The organism is Kribbella sp. VKM Ac-2571 (assembly GCF_004362255.1).
Classification (GTDB): domain Bacteria; phylum Actinomycetota; class Actinomycetes; order Propionibacteriales; family Kribbellaceae; genus Kribbella; species Kribbella pratensis.
In genome coordinates this window covers 1-16,984 of the sequence record NZ_SNWS01000032.1, presented here as the reverse complement: position 1 = coordinate 16,984, position 16,984 = coordinate 1, and the positions used below count along the sequence as shown (strand labels likewise).

15 protein-coding genes are annotated in these 16,984 nt (G+C 68.9%); 9 read left to right on the top strand and 6 right to left on the bottom strand.

Going from position 1 to position 16,984, the window contains the following annotated elements:
* Positions 1-22 precede the first annotated feature (22 nt).
* Together EV651_RS40510 and EV651_RS40505 are read left to right on the top strand one after the other, a co-directional pair.
* Complete coding sequence (locus tag EV651_RS40510) at positions 23-574, top strand: GNAT family N-acetyltransferase (RefSeq protein ID WP_370354197.1); 552 nt, start codon at positions 23-25, stop codon at positions 572-574.
* A complete protein-coding gene (locus EV651_RS40505) occupies positions 567-1,061 on the top strand; it encodes an HAD family acid phosphatase (protein WP_202870750.1) in 495 nt (164 codons plus the stop codon). Before EV651_RS40510 ends, EV651_RS40505 begins: the two co-directional genes overlap by 8 nt.
* 4 nt (positions 1,062-1,065) lie before the next feature.
* On the opposite strand, the gene EV651_RS40500 is transcribed toward EV651_RS40505, so the two are convergent.
* Genes EV651_RS40500 through EV651_RS40480 form a run of 5 tightly spaced genes read right to left on the bottom strand, consistent with a single transcriptional unit; the run spans position 1,066 to position 6,649 of the window.
* Positions 1,066-2,739, bottom strand: coding sequence for an ABC transporter substrate-binding protein (locus EV651_RS40500; protein ID WP_133791454.1), 1,674 nt, complete (start codon positions 2,737-2,739; stop codon positions 1,066-1,068).
* The gene (locus EV651_RS40495; RefSeq protein WP_202870749.1) at positions 2,736-3,734 is read right to left on the bottom strand and encodes an ABC transporter ATP-binding protein; all 999 of its coding nucleotides are present in this window, start codon (positions 3,732-3,734) and stop codon (positions 2,736-2,738) included. Before EV651_RS40495 ends, EV651_RS40500 begins: the two co-directional genes overlap by 4 nt.
* Positions 3,731-4,729, bottom strand: coding sequence for an ABC transporter ATP-binding protein (locus EV651_RS40490; RefSeq protein WP_133791450.1), 999 nt, complete (start codon positions 4,727-4,729; stop codon positions 3,731-3,733). Before EV651_RS40490 ends, EV651_RS40495 begins: the two co-directional genes overlap by 4 nt.
* The gene (locus tag EV651_RS40485) at positions 4,722-5,720 is read right to left on the bottom strand and encodes an ABC transporter permease (RefSeq protein WP_133791448.1); all 999 of its coding nucleotides are present in this window, start codon (positions 5,718-5,720) and stop codon (positions 4,722-4,724) included. Before EV651_RS40485 ends, EV651_RS40490 begins: the two co-directional genes overlap by 8 nt.
* Positions 5,720-6,649: an ABC transporter permease gene (locus EV651_RS40480; RefSeq protein ID WP_133791446.1), complete on the bottom strand. Its 930-nt coding sequence runs from the start codon at positions 6,647-6,649 to the stop codon at positions 5,720-5,722. The genes EV651_RS40485 and EV651_RS40480 overlap by 1 nt, the downstream gene beginning before the upstream one ends.
* A 177-nt stretch (positions 6,650-6,826) precedes the next feature.
* Between EV651_RS40480 and EV651_RS40475 the strand changes: the two genes are divergently transcribed.
* From EV651_RS40475 to EV651_RS40450, 6 genes are all read left to right on the top strand, one after another.
* On the top strand, positions 6,827-7,669 hold the full coding sequence (locus tag EV651_RS40475) for an alpha/beta fold hydrolase (RefSeq protein ID WP_238157534.1): 843 nt from the start codon (positions 6,827-6,829) through the stop codon (positions 7,667-7,669).
* Complete coding sequence (locus EV651_RS40470) at positions 7,669-8,367, top strand: nucleotidyltransferase domain-containing protein (RefSeq protein WP_133791442.1); 699 nt, start codon at positions 7,669-7,671, stop codon at positions 8,365-8,367. The genes EV651_RS40475 and EV651_RS40470 overlap by 1 nt, the downstream gene beginning before the upstream one ends.
* Before the next feature lie 122 nt (positions 8,368-8,489).
* Complete coding sequence (locus tag EV651_RS40465; RefSeq protein ID WP_133791440.1) at positions 8,490-9,422, top strand: ABC transporter ATP-binding protein; 933 nt, start codon at positions 8,490-8,492, stop codon at positions 9,420-9,422.
* Positions 9,419-11,044, top strand: a complete 1,626-nt coding sequence (locus tag EV651_RS40460; RefSeq protein WP_133791438.1) for an ABC transporter permease — start codon at positions 9,419-9,421, stop codon at positions 11,042-11,044. The genes EV651_RS40465 and EV651_RS40460 overlap by 4 nt, the downstream gene beginning before the upstream one ends.
* Before the next feature lie 15 nt (positions 11,045-11,059).
* Positions 11,060-12,571 (top strand): TldD/PmbA family protein, encoded by a 1,512-nt coding sequence (locus tag EV651_RS40455; protein ID WP_133791436.1) that lies wholly within the window; start codon positions 11,060-11,062, stop codon positions 12,569-12,571.
* Positions 12,568-13,974 carry a metallopeptidase TldD-related protein gene (locus EV651_RS40450; protein WP_133791434.1) on the top strand — a complete coding sequence of 469 codons (1,407 nt, stop codon included), beginning with the start codon at positions 12,568-12,570 and terminating at the stop codon, positions 13,972-13,974. Before EV651_RS40455 ends, EV651_RS40450 begins: the two co-directional genes overlap by 4 nt.
* Here the strand turns inward: EV651_RS40450 and EV651_RS40445 are convergent, their stop codons facing one another.
* Positions 13,975-14,640 carry a class I SAM-dependent methyltransferase gene (locus EV651_RS40445; protein WP_133791432.1) on the bottom strand — a complete coding sequence of 222 codons (666 nt, stop codon included), beginning with the start codon at positions 14,638-14,640 and terminating at the stop codon, positions 13,975-13,977. It abuts the gene before it with no gap.
* A gap of 135 nt (positions 14,641-14,775) precedes the next feature.
* Here EV651_RS40445 and EV651_RS40440 point away from each other — a divergent pair, with 135 nt between their 5' ends.
* Positions 14,776-16,818, top strand: a complete 2,043-nt coding sequence (locus EV651_RS40440; protein ID WP_238157533.1) for an SCO7613 C-terminal domain-containing membrane protein — start codon at positions 14,776-14,778, stop codon at positions 16,816-16,818.
* The last annotated feature ends 166 nt before the right edge of the window (positions 16,819-16,984 follow it).

Genomic DNA, 16,984 nt, shown 5'->3' with positions numbered 1-16,984 from the left:
GCTGAACCCGACGATGTCGAACGTGACTGCGTATCTGGAGACGGAGCGGTTGGTCCTTCGCCGGTTCTCGGCTGAAGACCTCGAACTGCTGGTCGCGCTCGACTCGGATCCCGAGGTGATGCGGTACCTGACCGGGCAGCCGACGGCGCGGGAGGAGGTCGAGCGCGTCGTACTGCCGGGGATTCTGAAGGTGTACGCCGACCACCCGCAGCTCGGCACGTTCAAGGCGGAGGCGGCGGAAGGCTTCGTCGGGTGGTTCGGGCTGCAGCCGACCGGCGTACCGGGGACTGTGGATGTCGGGTACCGGCTGCTGCGGTCCGCGTGGGGCAAGGGGTACGCGACCGAGGGGACTCGGGCGTTGATCGCGCACGCTTTCACGGAACTCGGGATGGAGCGCGTGATCGCGGACACGATGGCGGTCAACCACCGCTCGCGGGCCGTGATGCGGCGGTCGGGCCTGCGGTTCGAGAAGGTGTACCACGAACGGTTCGACGACCCGCTGCCCGGAACCGAGTTCGGGGAGGTCCTGTACGCCGTCGACCGCGTGACCTGGGATGCTGGGGCGCATGAGTGACGAGCGACCGTACGCCGTACTGGACATCGACGCGACGTTGTCCGACACCAGCAAGCGGCTGCAGTTCATCGAGCGGAAGCCGAAGGACTGGGACTCGTTCTTCGATCACGCCAAGGACGACGCCGTCCTCGAGGAGGGCCTCGCGGTCGCGACCACGCTGGCCGCCGACCACGAGATCGTCTACCTGACCGGACGCCCGGAGCGGACCCGGCGGATCACCGAGAAGTGGCTGAAGGACAACGGCTTCCCGGACGGCAAGGTCTACATGCGCGGCAACACCGACCGCCGCCCGTCGATGCTGATGAAACTCGGCCGCCTGAAACGCCTCGCCGAGCGGCGCCCGGTCGCCGTCCTCGTCGACGACGACATCTCGGTCATCAAAGCGGCCGAGAAAGCCGGCTACACGGTGATGAGGGCCGACTGGGGACTCGACGCCGAGACCCAGCCGACCCTCTTCGAAGCCCAGGAATCCGAAGGCCGTACCTGAGCCGCTACTTGCTGAGGCCGACGATCAGGGTGTTCGCGTAGGGCGGGTACGAGGACAGGTAGAAGTTCTGCACCTTCGAGCCGTGCAGGAACGCGTTGCGGGCGTAGATCAGCGGCACGACCGGTGCGTCGGCCATGATCTGCTTGTCCAGCGCGCCCCACAGGCCGGCCGCCTTCGTGCGGTCCGGCTCGGCCGTCGCGGCGGCGATCGCCGTGTCCACCGCGGGGTTGGAGTAGCGGGAGATGTTGTACCCGCCGTTCCCGATCTCCGACGTCCCGAACAGCGGCTGGATGTTGCCGATCGCGCTCGGGAAGTCCGGCAGCCAGCTCGACACGGTCAGGTCGAAGTCCGGTTTGTTGCCGGTGATGAGGTCGGTCAGCGGTTCACTGTCCAGCGGCTTGATGGAGACAGTGATCCCGGCCCGCTTCAGACCCTGCTGAATCGCCTGCGCCACGCCGAGACCGGTCGTGTTGTCGGCGGCCAGCACCAGGTTCAGGTTGCTGACGCCCGCCGCGGCCAGCATCTGCCTGGCCTTCGCGGGGTCACCGGCAGGCGGCGCCTCGTACGAGTCGTACTTGGTGTACCCGTCGATCCCCGGCGTGATCAGAGTCGACGCGATCTCACCGCCGTACTCCGCACCGCCTTCGGCTACCTGGACGGCCTGCTTGTCGACGGCGTACTCGATCGCCTTGCGGACCGCGGGGTTGGCCAGCGCCGGCCGCTTGGTGTTCATCGCCAGGTACTCCAGCGCGCCGGACGGCGAGGTCGCCACCCGGGCCTTGACGGCCGGGTTGCCGCTGATCGTCGGGATCAGCGCCGCCGGGACCGACGTACCGGTGGTGGCGGCGAACTTGTCGTCGCCGGCGTCGGCGATCAGGCGCTGGTTGACGACGTCGGGCTGCAGGCCCATGTCGGTCACGATCGAGTCCGGCAGGCCGGTCCGGGCCGGGTCGGTCGACTTGTCCCAGTTCGGGTTCCGCGTCAGGACCAGCTTCGAGCCCGGCGTGTACGACTGCACCTGGTACGGGCCGCTGGCCATCGGCTTCTCGCCGTAGTGCGCCGGGTCGGTGTCGGCCTTCTTCGGCACCGGTGAGAACGCCGGCATGCTGACGATCCACGGCCAGTCGCCGTACGGCTTGTTCAGCTTGAAGACGATCGTGGCCTGGTCCGGCGTCTCGATCGAGGCCAGCTCGCCGCCCTTGTACGGGCCGGTGTACTTGTCGGCGCCGGCCAGCAGCGTCTTGTGGTAGCTGAGACCGCCGGACAGCTCGGGCGCGAACGACCGCTCGACGCCGTACTTGATGTCAGCGGCAACGATCGGCGAACCGTCGGCGTACTTGAGACCCGGCTTGAGCTTGTAGGTCCAGGTCTTGCCGCCGTCGGTGACCTGGCCGGTGTCGGTGGCCAGGTCCGGGACCAGCTCGGTCGGCTTGCTCGGGTCGGTCTTCCACGACGTCAGGCCGCGCAGCACCAGGTGGATCCCGCTGATGCCCAGGTTCTGGCTCTTGGCCGGGTCGTAGCTGATTTCTTTGCTGGTGCTGAGGATGTGGAAGGTGCCGCCCTGCTCCGCGGCCGCAGTACTACCGCTGGTGGTGCCGGACTTGTCGTTGGCGTTGCACGCGGCCGCCGCCAGCGCGAGCACGGCTGCAACCGCAACCGCTCGGGATATGCGTTTCATTGTGTCCTCTCAGAGGTGGGGAGCTCAGGGAAATAGCAGGCGGCCCTGTGTCCGGATCCGGGCTCGGCGGAACCTTCGACGGGTTCGAGCACTGGTCGTTTCGTTGCGCAGACGTCCTCGGCTTTGTAACAGCGGGTCCGGAAGGGACATCCGGAGGGCGGGTTGATGGGGGTCGGTACGTCGCCCGTCAGCACGATGCGCTCACGCGTGACGCCCGGTTCCGGTACCGGTACGGCGGACAGCAACGCTTTCGTGTACGGGTGCGCCGGTGACTCGTACACCTGCGCAGCCGGGCCTTCTTCGACGATCGTGCCGAGATACATCACGGCGATCCGGTCGGCGACCTGACGGACGACGGCCAGGTCATGGGCGACCAGCACGTACGACAGGCCGAGCTCGTCGCGCAGGTCGGCGAGCAGGTTCAGCACCTGGGCCTGCACCGACACGTCCAGCGCGGACACCGGCTCGTCACAGACCAGCAGATCGGGTTTGACCGACAGCGCCCGTGCGATCCCGATCCGCTGGCGTTGACCGCCGGAGAACTCGTGCGGGTACCGGACCAGGTGCTCCTCGGCCAGCCCGACCTGTTCGAGCAGTTCGACCAGCTGGGCCCGAGTCGGGCGGAGCCCTTGGGCGCGGAACGGCGTACTCAGAATCGTTGCCACCGACTGCCGCGGGTTCAGCGAGGCCTGCGGGTCCTGGAAGACCATCTGGATGCGGCGGCGGATCGGACGCAGCCGGCGGCCTTTGACCTTGGTGACGTCCTTGCCGCCGATCTCGACCCGGCCCTGCGTCGGGTCGAGCAGCCGGGTCGCGACCCGGGCGAGCGTGGACTTGCCGGAACCCGATTCGCCCACGAGACCGAGGGTTTCGCCCTTGCGTACGACGAGATTGACGCCGTCGACCGCGCGAACGGCCTGCGCCTTCTGCCACGGTACGCCGCGCAACCCGAAGTACTTCTTGACGTCCTTGAGCGCCAGCAACTCGTCGCTCACAAGATCACCTCCGGACGCCGCCCGAGATGACACGCCGCCTCGTGATCACCTTCGCCAGGACGCGGCGTGAGCTCAGGTCGCTCGGTGATGCACCGCTCCCCCACCAGGTGCGTGTAGGCGCACCGCGGCTGGAACGGGCATCCGGTCGTGATCGACCCCGGCCCCGGCGGAGTGCCCGGGATCGTGGTCAGCCGCGGTTTCGGCGGTACGTCGACCCGCGGCATCGCACCCAGCAACCCGAGGCTGTACGGGTGCGCCGCCCGGAAGAACAGGTCGCGTACGGTGCCACGCTCGGCCGCACGTCCGGCGTACATCACCAGGACGTCGTCCGCGACCTCCGCGACCACTCCGAGGTCGTGCGAGATCAGGATCAGCGCCGTACCGAACTCGTCCTGGACGTCGTCCAGCAGGCGCATGATCTGCGCCTGCACGGTGACGTCGAGTGCGGTCGTCGGCTCGTCCGCGATCAGCACTCTCGGGTCGTTCACGAGAGCCATAGCAATCACGACCCGCTGCCGCATTCCCCCGGAGAACTCGTGCGGGTAGCTCTCCGCGCGGCGGGCCGCGTCCGGGATGCCGACCTTGTCCAGCATCTCGACCGCCCGCCGGCGCGCGACCTTCTTCGGGACGTCGTGGTGCAGCCGATACGCCTCGGCGACCTGCCAGCCGACGGAGTAGTACGGGTTCAGCGCGGACAGGGCGTCCTGGAAGACCATCGCGATGTCGTTGCCGCGGATCTTGCGGAGCTCGTCGTTCGGCAGGCCGGTCAGCTGCCGGCCGTCGAGCAGCACCTCGCCGGTGACGTCGGCGTTCGACGGCAGCAGGCCCATCACCGCGGACGAACTGACGCTCTTCCCGGAGCCGGACTCGCCGACGATCGCCAGCGTCTTGCCCGGCTCGACCGCGAAGTCGATGCCGTCGACGGCCGGCACCGGACCGTTCTCGGTCCGGAACGTCACGTGCAGGTCATGTACTTCGAGAACTGGCTCAGCCATGGCTCACCCTCGGGTCGAGCACACCGTGCACTATGTCCACCACCAGGTTCGCCAGGATGATCAGGAACGCCGAGAACAACGTGACACCGACGACCACGGCCACGTCGAGCTGACCGACCGCGCTGATCAGCAGGTCGCCGAGGCCTTGCATGCTGAAGACCTTCTCGGTCAGGATCGCGCCGCCGAGCAGACCGCCGAGGTCGAGACCGAACAGCGTGATGACCGGGACCAGCACGCCGCGCAGCCCGTGGGTCAGGACCACCCGCGCCTCGCCGGCGCCCTTCGCCCGGGCCGTGGTGATGTAGTCGAGGTTGAGCTCCTCGAGCATCTGCGACCGGGTCAGCCGGATGTACGACGCCGCTTGCAGGATCGCCAGCACGATCCAGGGCGTGACCAGGTGCCAAGCCCAGTCGACCGGGCTCTCGGTCAACGGGACGTAGCCGTTGACCGGGACCATGTTCAGCCAGAACCCGAACACCAGGATCGCGAGCAGACCGAGCAGGAACGACGGGGTCGAGACGCCGGCGAGCGCGACGCCGACGGCCAACCGGTCGAGAATGCGGCCCCGGTTCAGCGCGGCGATCACGCCGAGCGAGACGCCGAACAGCAGCCAGAGAACGGCGGCGCCGAGCGCGATCGACGCGGTGATCGGCAGCCGGTCCGTGATCAGCGTGGTGACCGGGCGGGCGAGCGGGAACGAGTACCCGAAACACGGAGCGTTGCAGTGCACCGCCGCCGTACCGTCACCGAACGTGCGGCCGGCGACGATGCCCTTCAGGAAGTTCAGGTACTGCTGCAGCGTGCTCTGATCGAGCTGCATGAAGTGCCGCGCCTGCTCGAGGCGGTCCGGCGTGCAGGGCTTGCCGCACGCCAGGTGGGCCGGGTCGGCGGGGATCGCGTAGAAGATCAGGTAGACGGCGAGGCTCAGCGCCAGCATCACGAGCAGCGCGGCGAACAACCGCCGGATCAGGAACCAGACGAGGTCGGGCATCAGTTCGTCCTCCGCAACCGGACGTCGAACGCGTCCCGTACGCCGTCGCCCAGCAACGTGAACCCGAGGACGGCGAGGAACAGCATCGCGCCCGGGAACAGCAGGAACCACGGGTCCGCGCCGGTGTAGACCCAGGCGATCGAGTCCGAGATCGACCGGCCGAGGCTGGGGGTCGGCGGCGGGACCCCGACGCCGAGGAAGGACAGCGCGGCCTCGGCGCCGATGTACCCCGGGATCGCGAGAGTGGCGACGACGAGGACCGGGCCGAGCAGGTTCGGCAGGAGTTCGCGGGTGATCACCATCCAGCCGCTCGACCCGACGCTGCGGGCCGCCTCGACGAACTCGCGGGCTACCAGCGAGCGCGCCTGGTTCCGGATCAGGCGGGCCAGGCCGGCCCAGCCGAAGAAGCTGAGCACCAGGATCAGCAGCAGCCAGCGCGGGAACCTTGCCGGCACAACGATGCCCAGGGCAATCATGAAGACGAGCTGCGGGAAACCGAAGAGGAAGTCGAGCAGCCGCGACAGCACCGCGTCGTACCAGCCGCCGAAGTACGCCGCGCTGATCCCGGCGAGGGTGCCGACGACGGTGGTGATCAGCGTGACGACGACCGCGATGAACAGCGACGTACGCAGACCGAGGACGACGATCGAGAACAGGTCCCGGCCGGTCAGCGGCTCCACCCCGAACCAGTGGGTGCCGCTCGCTCCGCCGACCGCACCGCGTGGCGCGTTGCCGCGGGCCGGATCGAGCAGGTCGATGTGGTACGTCGTCGCGTCCTGGCCGGCCAGCCGCACCAGCAAGGGCGCGGCGGCGGCAATCACGATCAGCAGGGCGACCACGACCAGGCCGACCCGCGCACTGCGGTCACGCCGCACCCGGCGCATCGCTTGCCGGGTGGGCGATACGGTCCCGGCGACCGAGGAACTCACAAGCACTCCCGACAGGTTCGAAGCTCGAGCTGACAAAACCTAGGCGGCATCCTCCCACCACGGCGATCGCATCTCGAATCCCGAGAATGTCGGGTCGTTAACTGTGGATTCGGATAGGTGCTGTCAGGCGGTTACGCTCCGCGTGTGGATGGCAGTGTGGATGGCATGGTGGATAGCATGGTGCAGATCGGTGACAGGGTGTTGCTGCACGCCGTTTACGGCTCGGACGGCGGCGTACCGGCGATGTCGTTCGGGGGTACGCCGAGTACGCGGTGGAAACGACCCGAGGTGGTCGCGACGATCGAGTCGTCCGGGGTGTGGATGGTGATGCCGGACCGGCCCGGGTACGGCGGATCGACCCGGCAACCTGGCCGGACCGTGGCCTCGGTCGCTGTTGATGCTGCCGCTCTCGCGGACTCGCTCGGCTGGGAACGGTTCGCGGTCACGGGCGGCTCCGGAGGTGGTCCGCACGCCTTGGCCTGCGCCGCACTGCTGCCCGATCGCGTGACCCGCTGCGCGGTGACTGGGAGCAACGCGCCGTCGCTCGTCGACGGTCCGGAACCGACCGAGGAGGAGGAACGGGAGGACCCACGGCGCAACCGCACTTCCTGGCGAGCGGTCCACGGAGACCTGCGACAGGGTCTCGAGGAAACGGCTCGCAAGATCATGGCCGCGGTCGAGGAGGGCGGCCCCGAGTTCCCACCGGACCCCGGCTCGCCGCCAGGACCTCCGGCCCGGGAGGACCCCGAAGCCGTGGCTCGTCTGACGGCCACCTTCGTCACCAGCCACGACGGCTGGATCGACGATCACATAGCGTTCGCCCAGCCGTGGGGCTTCGACCTCGGCGACATCCAGGTCCCGGTCAGCCTCTGGCACGGCTCTGCTGACGAGCGCGCCGGGAAGTACGCCGACCACCTCGCCGCAGCGATCCCGCACGCCGAACGCAAGTACTACGTGGGCGGTCACATCCCGCCAACAAATGCGTACCGCGAACTGCTGCGGTGGCTGACACTGTCCTGATGGACCTAGCACGTCAACTCGTTCTGGAGCTGTATCCGGAGGCCCGGGCCGCCTGGCTCGGCGGGAGCGTGGTGCGTGGTGACGCGAGTCCGACGTCCGACCTGGACATCACAGTGCTGCTGGACGGACCGCCGGCACCACGGAGGAAGTCGCTGGAGTACGGCGGCTGGCCGGTCGAGCTGTTCGTGCACACCGAGAAGTCGCTGCGCTACTTCGCCGACAAGGACCAGCTACGACGTCAGCCGACCATGATGCGGCTGGTCGGCGAGTCCGTCGTACTGGTGGACACTGACGGGTCGGGTGCGCGGCTGCAGCAGGAGTTCGTGGCCGAGGTGGCTGCCGGACCGAAGCCGCTGTCGACGGACGAGCTGGACCTGCTGCGCTACACGGTCACGGACCTTCTGGAGGACCTGTCAGCCGCCGAAGGTGATGTCCGCCTGGCGATCACGTCGGTGCTGTGGCAGGAGGCCGCTCGGCTACTGCTGACGGGTGCCGGCCATTGGTCCGGTACCGGCAAGGGCCTGCTGCGTGAAGTGACGGCGTACGACGTTGTTCACGGCACTGACCACGCTGGGAGGTTGCTGGACGGAGTGCGGGCCTCGGACGACCGCCTGATCGCCGAGGTCCACCGCATTCTCGTGGCCTACGGCGGCCCCCTCTTCGCAGGGTTCGAGCTGACGGCGCATCTGGACCGATGATGGGACCTTGGGCAAGTCGTCGGCGGACTTCCGGCCCTCCTCTGGTCCGTTCGACGCTGGTTTGCTGAGAGTTGGGGCGGACTGCCCTCATACCAATCACAGCACCCGAGGGTGTGGTCTCCGTGACACTTGCGATTGCGGTCTCCGGACTGGTGAAGGACTTCGGCTCGGGCACCCGGGCCCTCGACGGACTGGATCTGCGCGTCGAGGCCGGGGAGGTGCACGGCTTCCTCGGACCGAACGGCGCCGGGAAGACAACCACGATTCGCGTTCTGCTGGGCCTGCTGCGGGCCGACGGCGGGCAGGTTGCCTTGCTGGGTGGTGACCCCTGGCGCAGGGCAGCGGAGCTGCATCGACGTCTTGCGTACGTTCCCGGCGAGGTGAACCTGTGGCCGAACCTGACCGGCGGCGAGGTCATCGACGTGCTGGCCCGCCTGCGGGGAGGACTGAACGCGCGTCGTCGTGAGGAGCTGCTCGAGCGCTTCCAGCTCGATCCGACCAAGAAGATCCGCGCCTATTCGAAGGGCAACCGGCAGAAGGTCGCCCTGGTGGCGGCATTCGCCTCCGACGTGGAGCTCTACCTGCTGGACGAGCCGACCTCCGGACTGGACCCGCTGATGGAGGCCGTGTTCCAGGACCTGGTCCAGCAGTTGCGCGTCGAAGGGCGCAGCGTTCTGCTGTCCAGCCACATCCTGGCCGAGGTGGAAGCACTGTGTGACCGCGTCACGATCATCCGATCCGGCCGGGCCGCCGAGAGCGGCACCTTCGACGACCTACGCCACCTCACCCGTACGTCGGTGGTGGTCGACACCGCCGAACCGCCGGCGGCCGTGGTGACCTGGCCCGGCGTGCACGACGCCTCGGTGAACGACCACCATGCGGAGTTCAGCGTCGACCCGAGCGAGCTGAACCACGTGCTCGCACACCTGGTCGATCTCGACGTACGCTCGATGGTCACGTCGCCGCCCACGCTCGAGGAGCTGTTCCTGCGGCACTACGGCGAGGACATCGCCGGACCTGACCGTCCGGCAGCCGAGGCGGTGACGGCACGATGAAGGGTTTCACCGCGACACTGCGGCTGGTTCGCCTCGCGCTGCGGCGCGACAGGTTCACCTTGCCGGTCTGGATCCTGGGGATGGCCGGCTTCCTGACCGCGACCACCGCCATGTTCGACGACAGCTACACAAAGCATCCGCAACTTCTCGGGCCGGACACCGCGATCGTGGCCGAGAATCCCGGCATGCGGGTGCTCGGTCTGGTCACGGGCCCGAGCATCGGCGGCTACACGTTGCATCGCGACGGTCTCACCTTGGCCGTCCTCGCGGCCATGATGAGCGTGCTTGCCGTGGTCCGGCACACCCGTCAGTCCGAGGAACTCGGCCGTGAGGAGATGCTGCGAGCCGGCGTGGTCGGCCGGCACGCGTCGCTGGCGGCCGCCGTCCTCGTGGCGCTCGCCGCGAACGTCGTACTGCTGTTCACGCTCGCACTCGGCATGATGATCGCGGGACAGCCCGCAGCCGGTTCGCTGGCCGGTGGCGCGTCCATTGCCCTGGTAGGGATCGCCTTCACCGGCGTCGCTGCCGTGACGTCCCAGCTGGCGTCGACCACGCGCGGATCGATCGGTCTGGCCGGCGCTGCACTCGGTGTCTCGTTCATGCTTGCGGCACTCGGCAACATGCTCGGAACGGTGGACTCGACCGCGCTTCGGGTCACGAGCGCCTGGCCGGCCTGGCTCTCGCCAGTCGGCTGGAGCCAGCAGATGCGCCCGTTCGCGGACAACGCGTGGTGGCCATTGGTGCTGGCCGTGCTGAGCATGGCCGCGCTCTGCTTCCTGGCGATCGTCCTGGTCGGCAAACGCGACGTAGGTCGGGGCATGTGGCCTGAGCGCAGAGGTGCTGCCCAGGCGAGCCCGGCGCTGCTGAGCCCGACCGGCCTTGTCTGGCGGTTGCAGCGTGGAGCGGTGCTGGGCTGGGTCGTCGGTCTGCTCGGGTTCGGCCTGGTGTTCGGAGCGCTCAGCGAGCAGATCGGCGGACTGCAGGGCGCGGCCACCGAGTGGTACCGCACCTTCGGGGGTGACGTCGACCTGCTCGGCGCATACTGGGCCTCGATGATGCAGTTCGCCGGAATCGTCGTGGCGATCTACGTAGTTTCACTGTTGCTTCGTCTGTACCGGGACGAGGCGCAGGGCGAGCTGGAGGCGGTGCTCGGGACTGCAGTCTCACGAGTTCGCTGGCTGCGGGCGTACGCCGTCAACGCATTGGCCGGCGCCGCCCTGCTACTCGTCGTCTTCGCCGTGGCGGTGGCGCTCACGGGCGGTCAGATCCTCGGCGGCACCGGATCGCTGCTGCGCGACCTCATCGGAGCCGCCCTGCTCCAACTCCCCGCCGTCGGTGTGCTGGGAGCCGCGGTCGTCGCGGTGATCATGCTGCTACCGCGGTGGTCGGTCGGTTTGTCCTGGGCACTCGTGGTGGGCTCGATCGTCGTCGGGCCGATGTTCGGGCCCGCTCTGGGACTGCCGACCTGGCTGTTGGGCCTCTCGCCCTTCACGCACGTGCCCAATGCACCTGCCGTCGACCCCACTGCCGGACCGGTCCTGGGTCTCTGCCTGGCGGCCGGACTGCTGGCCGCCGCGGCAGCCCTGACGTTCCGCCACCGCAACCTCACCCTCCCGGCCTGACATAGGGTCGGAGTCGTGCCTGATATCGACGCAAGCTTTCTCGCTCTCCCCCGGCAGGAGTTGGCGGCGGCCGCCCTGCAACGGGCCCGCGACCTCGGGGCCACGTTCGCCGAGTTCCGGCTCGAGCGGATCCGGTCCGAGTCCATCTCCCTGCGCGACAGCGTGCTGGAGAGCGCGAAGGACGACGAGGACCTCGGTCTCGCCGTCCGCGTGATCCACGACGGCACCTGGGGTTTCGCCGCCGGCGTCGCGCTGACCACCGAGGAAGCGGTCATCCTGGCCGAGCAGGCCGTGAACATGGCCCAGGTGTCCCGGCCGATCAACGCCGAGACGATCGAGCTCGCCGACGAGCCGACGTACGACGACGTCACCTGGGTCTCGTCGTACGAGATCGACCCGTTCAGCGTTCCGCGGGCCGAGAAGGTCGCGCTGCTCACCGACTACAGCGACCGCCTCCTCAAGGCCGACGGCGTCGCCCACGTGAGCGTCCACGTCGCCACGATCCACGAGTGCAAGTACTACGCGAACACCGCCGGTACTTCGTACACGCAGCAACGCGTCCGGATCGGCCCCGACATCACCGCGCACGCCGTCGCCGAGGACCGCTTCGACTCGATGTCGTCCACCGCCCCGCCGGCCGGCCGCGGTTGGGAGTACATGACCGGCACCGGCTGGAACTGGGACGAGGAGCTCGCCCAGATCCCCGCCTGGCTCGCCGAGAAGATGGCGGCGCCGACCGTCGAGGCCGGAACGTACGACGTCGTCATCGACCCGTCCAACCTCTGGCTCACGATCCACGAGTCGATAGGCCACGCCACCGAGCTCGACCGGGCGCTCGGCTACGAGGCGAACTACGCGGGCACCAGCTTCGCCACGCTCGACCAGCTCGGCACGCTCAAGTACGGCTCGCCAGTCATGCACGTCACCGGCGACCGCACCGCGGAGCACGGCCTGTCCACCGTCGGGTACGACGACGAGGGCGTCGCCGGCCAGCAGTGGGACCTGGTCAAGGACGGCATCCTGGTCGGGTACCAGGTCGACCGCCGGATGGCGAAGAAGAACGAGGACGTGCTCGGCACGCCGCGCTCCAACGGGTGCGCGTACGCCGACTCCTCCGGCCACATCCCGATCCAGCGGATGGCCAACGTCTCGCTGCAGCCCGCCCCGGCCGGCCCGTCCACCGAGGAGCTGATCAGCCGGGTGCGGAACGGGATCTACATCGTCGGCGACAAGTCCTGGTCGATCGACATGCAGCGGTACAACTTCCAGTTCACCGGTCAGCGGTTCTACAAGATCACCGACGGCAAGCTCGAGGGCCAGCTCCGCGACGTCGCGTACCAGGCCACGACCACCGACTTCTGGGGGTCGATGGAGGCCGTCGGCGGTCCGCAGACGTACGTCCTCGGCGGCGCGCTGAACTGCGGCAAGGCCGAGCCCGGCCAGTCCGGCGCCGTCAGCCACGGCTGCCCGTCCGCGCTGTTCCGCGGCGTCCGCATTCTCAACACCACTCAGGAGGCCGGCCGGTGACGGGCATTCAACTCACCCCGCAGGACACGATCGAGCGGGGCCTCGCCCTGGCCGCGGCCGAGGGCGCCGACGGTTGCGTCGTACTCGTCGCCGAGACGTCCAGCACCAATCTGCGCTGGGCGAACAACACCCTGACCACGAACGGCGCGATGCGCGGCTCGAGTGTGACCGTGATCGCCACGGTCGGTGCCGGCGAGGGTACGGCGGCCGGCGTCATCGGCCGCTCGTCGGTCACCGAGGACTCGTTGCGCGAGATCGTGTCCGCCGCGATCGCAACCGCCCGTGCGGCGGGCCCGGCCGAGGACGCCCGCCCGCTCGTCGGCGGCACGACGGGAGCGGACTGGGCCCTCGAGCCGGAGGAGACGACCGTCGGTGTGTTCGAGAAGTTCGCGCCGTCGCTCGGTGAGTCGCTCAAGCGCGCCTCGGCCGAGCAGCGCCACCTCTACGGCTTCGCCAACCACGAGGTCGTGACGCTGTACGTCGGGTCCTCGACGGGACTGCGGCTGCGCCAGGCGCTCCCCCGCGGGTACGTGTCGTCGACCGGCAAGAACACCGACCTCAGCCACTCGGCCTGGGTCGGCACCGCCACACGCGACTTCACCGACGTCGACCCGCTCGCGCTGGACGCCGAGCTCACTCGCCGCCTCGGCTGGGCGAACCGGACGGTGTCCGTCGACGCCGGCCGGCACCCGACGATCCTGCCGCCGGCCGCGGTCGCGGACCTGATGACGTACCTGTACTGGCAGCTCGACGGCCGGGACGCGATCGAAGGCCGAACCGTGTTCTCCAAGGCCGGCGGCGGCACCCGGCTCGGCGAAACCCTGTCGTCACAGCCGGTGAACCTGCACTCCGACCCGGCGCTTCCCGGGCTCGAAGCGTTCGGGTTCGCGGTGGCGCGTTCGTCGGGCGGCTCGTCGAGCGTCTTCGACAACGGGCTCACGCTCGCGGCCACGGACTGGATCCGCGGCGGCAAGCTCGAGCACCTGATGACGAGCCGGTACACCGCCGATCTCATCGACGCGCCGACGGCCACCCCGGACATCGAGAACTACGTGGTCTCGGTCGACGGCGCGACCGGTTCGACCGACGACCTGGTCGCCGGGCTCGACAACGGGTTGCTGCTGACCTGCCTGTGGTACATCCGGATGGTCGACCCGCAGACGCTGCTGCTCACCGGCCTCACCCGTGATGGCGTCTACCTGGTCGAGAACGGCGAGGTCACCGGGGCCGTCAACAACTTCCGTTTCAACGAAAGCCCGGTCGACCTGCTGTCCCGGTTCACCACGGCCGGCGCGACCGTTCCGTCGTACTCGCGGGAATGGGGCGACTACTTCTCCCGCACCGCGACCCCGCCGCTGCTGGTCCCGGACTTCAACATGTCCAGCGTCAGCCAGGCGAACTGATCACTGTTTAGTCAGGGCAACGCGCCACATCGCGCGTTGGCCTTCGTGGTACGGCGTGAGCTCGTCGAGCTGCCAGTTCTCGGCGAGCTCACGCACCAGGTCCTCGTCGAAGAAGCGGCCGACGAAGCCGTCGTGCACGGACAGCCCGTCGCCGAGCTGCTGCCAGTCCCGCGAGCAGGGGTCGCCCGTCGACCAAACGGCGTACACGAAAACCCCGCCCGGGCTGAGCACCCGGCGGATCTCGGACACGAGTGACCGCAGCTCGGACGGCGAGAACGCCATGTTCAGCAGGAGATTCGCGAACACCGCGTTCACTGCGCCGTCAGCCGGCGGCAACGGGTCGCGAACATCGTGCAAGGCGGCGGTGACGCGGTCGTCGAGCCCTTCGCGCTGCGCCTCGTGCCGGAGCTGGTCGAGCGCGGTCTCGCTGAAGTCGGTGGCGTGCACGCTGAATCCCTGTCTGGCCAGGAAAAGCGCGTCCCTGCCGTGGCCGGCGCCGAGTTCCAGCACGTCATCGATGCCTGCGGCACCGAATCTCGCTACGGCCTGCTGCGCCGCGGCCGATGGCTCCAGTCCGTGCAGCTGCGGGCGTTTCGCGTACGCCGAGTCCCAACGCTCCTGCTGAGCTCTCGCGAGCTCGACATGCCCAGTGTTGCCTCTATGCATGGTGCTCCCCGTGTTCGTCACGCCGGTCTGGACGATCGGCAGACCGCGCCAGCCTACGTCAGAACTTTGAGTAGACGTACTCAAGCGGCGGGCCGTTCCCTGTCGGGACAGTGGAACGGACCCGAGGAGGACTCGATGCCGACCGCCGCCATCACCTGCCCCACCTGCCGCACCCAGCTGCGCCTGACGATCGAGCCGGCCCCTTATCCACAGCCTTACCCACAACCCGAACTCCGCCTCCCGGCCGCCCCGCCCCCTCCCCCCGAACCCCGGCCGGTGTCCGGGGCCCGCCCGCCGTACCCGACGACCTTCGGCGGTCCCCGCCCGCTCCCCCAACCCCCGACCGACCAGCCCTCAAGGCCCTCCAGGCCTTCCAGGATCCGCCGTCTGAGCCCTCAGGCCGCCCTCCTCACCCTCGGCGTACTCCTGCTCCTGGCAGCCGGCGTCACCTTCCTCGCCGTCAACTGGGACAGCCTCCCCGTCGCCGCCCAGGCCGCCATCATCGGAACCCTCGCCGCCCTATCCTTCGCCGGCTCGATCCCCGCGAGCCGCCGGAACCTGGCAGGCACCGCCGAAGCCCTCGCCATCCTCGGCACCGGTCTGCTCACCGTCGACCTGTACGGCGCCCGCGCCCTCGGCCTGATCCCATCGACCGCCGTCGACGGCTTCACCTACAGCGCGATCGTCTTCGCGACCATCGCCGTACTGGCCCTCCTGATGACCCGCCTCGCCCCCAAGGTCATCACGTACGGCGTCACCACGGTCATCGCCGCTCAACTCCCGATCCCGCTCGTCCTGATCGACCGCGCGAGCCTCCCGGTCCTCCTCGGCGCGCTCCTGGCCCAGGTCGTCAGCACGCTGTTCCTCTCGGCGACGGGCACCGCGATCGTCCGCCGTACCGGATCCATCACGGCCGCCATCGTCTTCTGCGGCATCCTCGTAGCCGGCATGACCCGCACGCTCCTGGGCCTCCTCACCACGACCACCTTGTCCATCACGATCGCGACCGCCGCCATCGTCTGCGCCGCCGCCGCGACCGGCGTCGCGATCCTCCACAAGCGCCCACTCCCCACGGCACTCCCCTCCGGCCTCGGCGAATGCGTCTGTGCCGCGGCCGCCGCCTTCGCGGTCGCCACCACGCTCCCGCAACTCCCCGGCCCGAGCCGCTGGTTCACCACAGCACTCGCCACGGCCCTCGCCATCATCGAGCTCGTCGCAGCCCGCCGTACCGGCAAGCTCGCCGTCATCCTGCACAGCACAACCATCACGGTCGCCGCCTTCGACATCACCTACTGCCTGGTCACGGGGGACATCCGCCAACTCGGCTACCTCGCCGCGATCCTCGCCGTACTGGCGGTTCTCGCTGCCGTCCGCAAACTCACCGACCCCGTCCCGACCGCAGCCGTCGCCAGCCTGAGCGCCCAGCTCGCGATCGTCCTGTTCGCGTTCGACGGGTACGTCGACACGTGGCCGGCCGCCGTCGCCCTAGCCGCCGTGGCCGCGATCGGCATCGCCGTCACCTGCTCGTACGTCGGCAAGCCGCTGGAACCCGTCCTGCTCACCACCGCCGCCTGCGCCGCCGTACTGGCCGAGATCGCTGCCGTGGCGGCGTCCCCCTACACCGCAACTGGCGTAGTCCTGACGATCGTCGCCGCCCCGCTGATTGCCTACGGCATGAACCCGCGCCGCCGCCCCACCCTGCTACAGGCCGCGCTCCTGCTCATCATCGCCAACACCGCCTTCATGCTCGGCGCCGACGCACACACCCTGGAGTGGTACACCGTCCCGCCGGCCCTGATCCTGCTGACCGTCGGCATCGTTGCCTGGCGCAACCAACCGAGCTGGGCCTTCCTCGGTCCCGGCCTGATGCTCGGCCTCGCTCCCTCCGCCCTGATCGCCGACACCACCGACAACTGGCTCCGCGCAACGCTCGTGGTGGCCGCCGCAGTCCTCCTCGTCCTGATCGGCGTCCGCCGATCCCTCCAGTCCCCCTTCATCATCGGCTCCGCCGCCATAGCCAAGATCGCCATCGCCCAGTTCCTGGAAGTAGCCCCCTTGATCCCCCGCTGGATCACCCTCGCCACCGCCGGCCTGATCCTCCTCACCACCGGCGCAACCTACGAACGCCGCCTAACCCAAGCCAAACAAGCCACCCGCTGGATATCGAACCTCCGCTAACTCAAACGCTTGCCACGACGCGCTGGACAACCCACCGCCGCACAGTCCGCACCGCATACTGAAACTGCTGACTAGTGCCTCGTCAAGCAACGTTGGGTAGGTAATCGGGTCGGCGGATTTTGGAGTCGACGGCGTAGTGGCGTTTGGGCTGGGCGTGTCTGTTGTT

Coding starts and splice junctions, on each gene's coding strand:
- EV651_RS40505 (WP_202870750.1), top strand. CDS start 567: ATGAGTGACGAGCGACCGTACGCCGTACTGGACATCGACGCGACGTTG.
- EV651_RS40500 (WP_133791454.1), bottom strand. CDS start 2,739: ATGAAACGCATATCCCGAGCGGTTGCGGTTGCAGCCGTGCTCGCGCTG.
- EV651_RS40490 (WP_133791450.1), bottom strand. CDS start 4,729: ATGGCTGAGCCAGTTCTCGAAGTACATGACCTGCACGTGACGTTCCGG.
- EV651_RS40485 (WP_133791448.1), bottom strand. CDS start 5,720: ATGCCCGACCTCGTCTGGTTCCTGATCCGGCGGTTGTTCGCCGCGCTG.
- EV651_RS40475 (WP_238157534.1), top strand. CDS start 6,827: ATGGTGCAGATCGGTGACAGGGTGTTGCTGCACGCCGTTTACGGCTCG.
- EV651_RS40470 (WP_133791442.1), top strand. CDS start 7,669: ATGGACCTAGCACGTCAACTCGTTCTGGAGCTGTATCCGGAGGCCCGG.
- EV651_RS40460 (WP_133791438.1), top strand. CDS start 9,419: ATGAAGGGTTTCACCGCGACACTGCGGCTGGTTCGCCTCGCGCTGCGG.
- EV651_RS40445 (WP_133791432.1), bottom strand. CDS start 14,640: ATGCATAGAGGCAACACTGGGCATGTCGAGCTCGCGAGAGCTCAGCAG.
- EV651_RS40440 (WP_238157533.1), top strand. CDS start 14,776: ATGCCGACCGCCGCCATCACCTGCCCCACCTGCCGCACCCAGCTGCGC.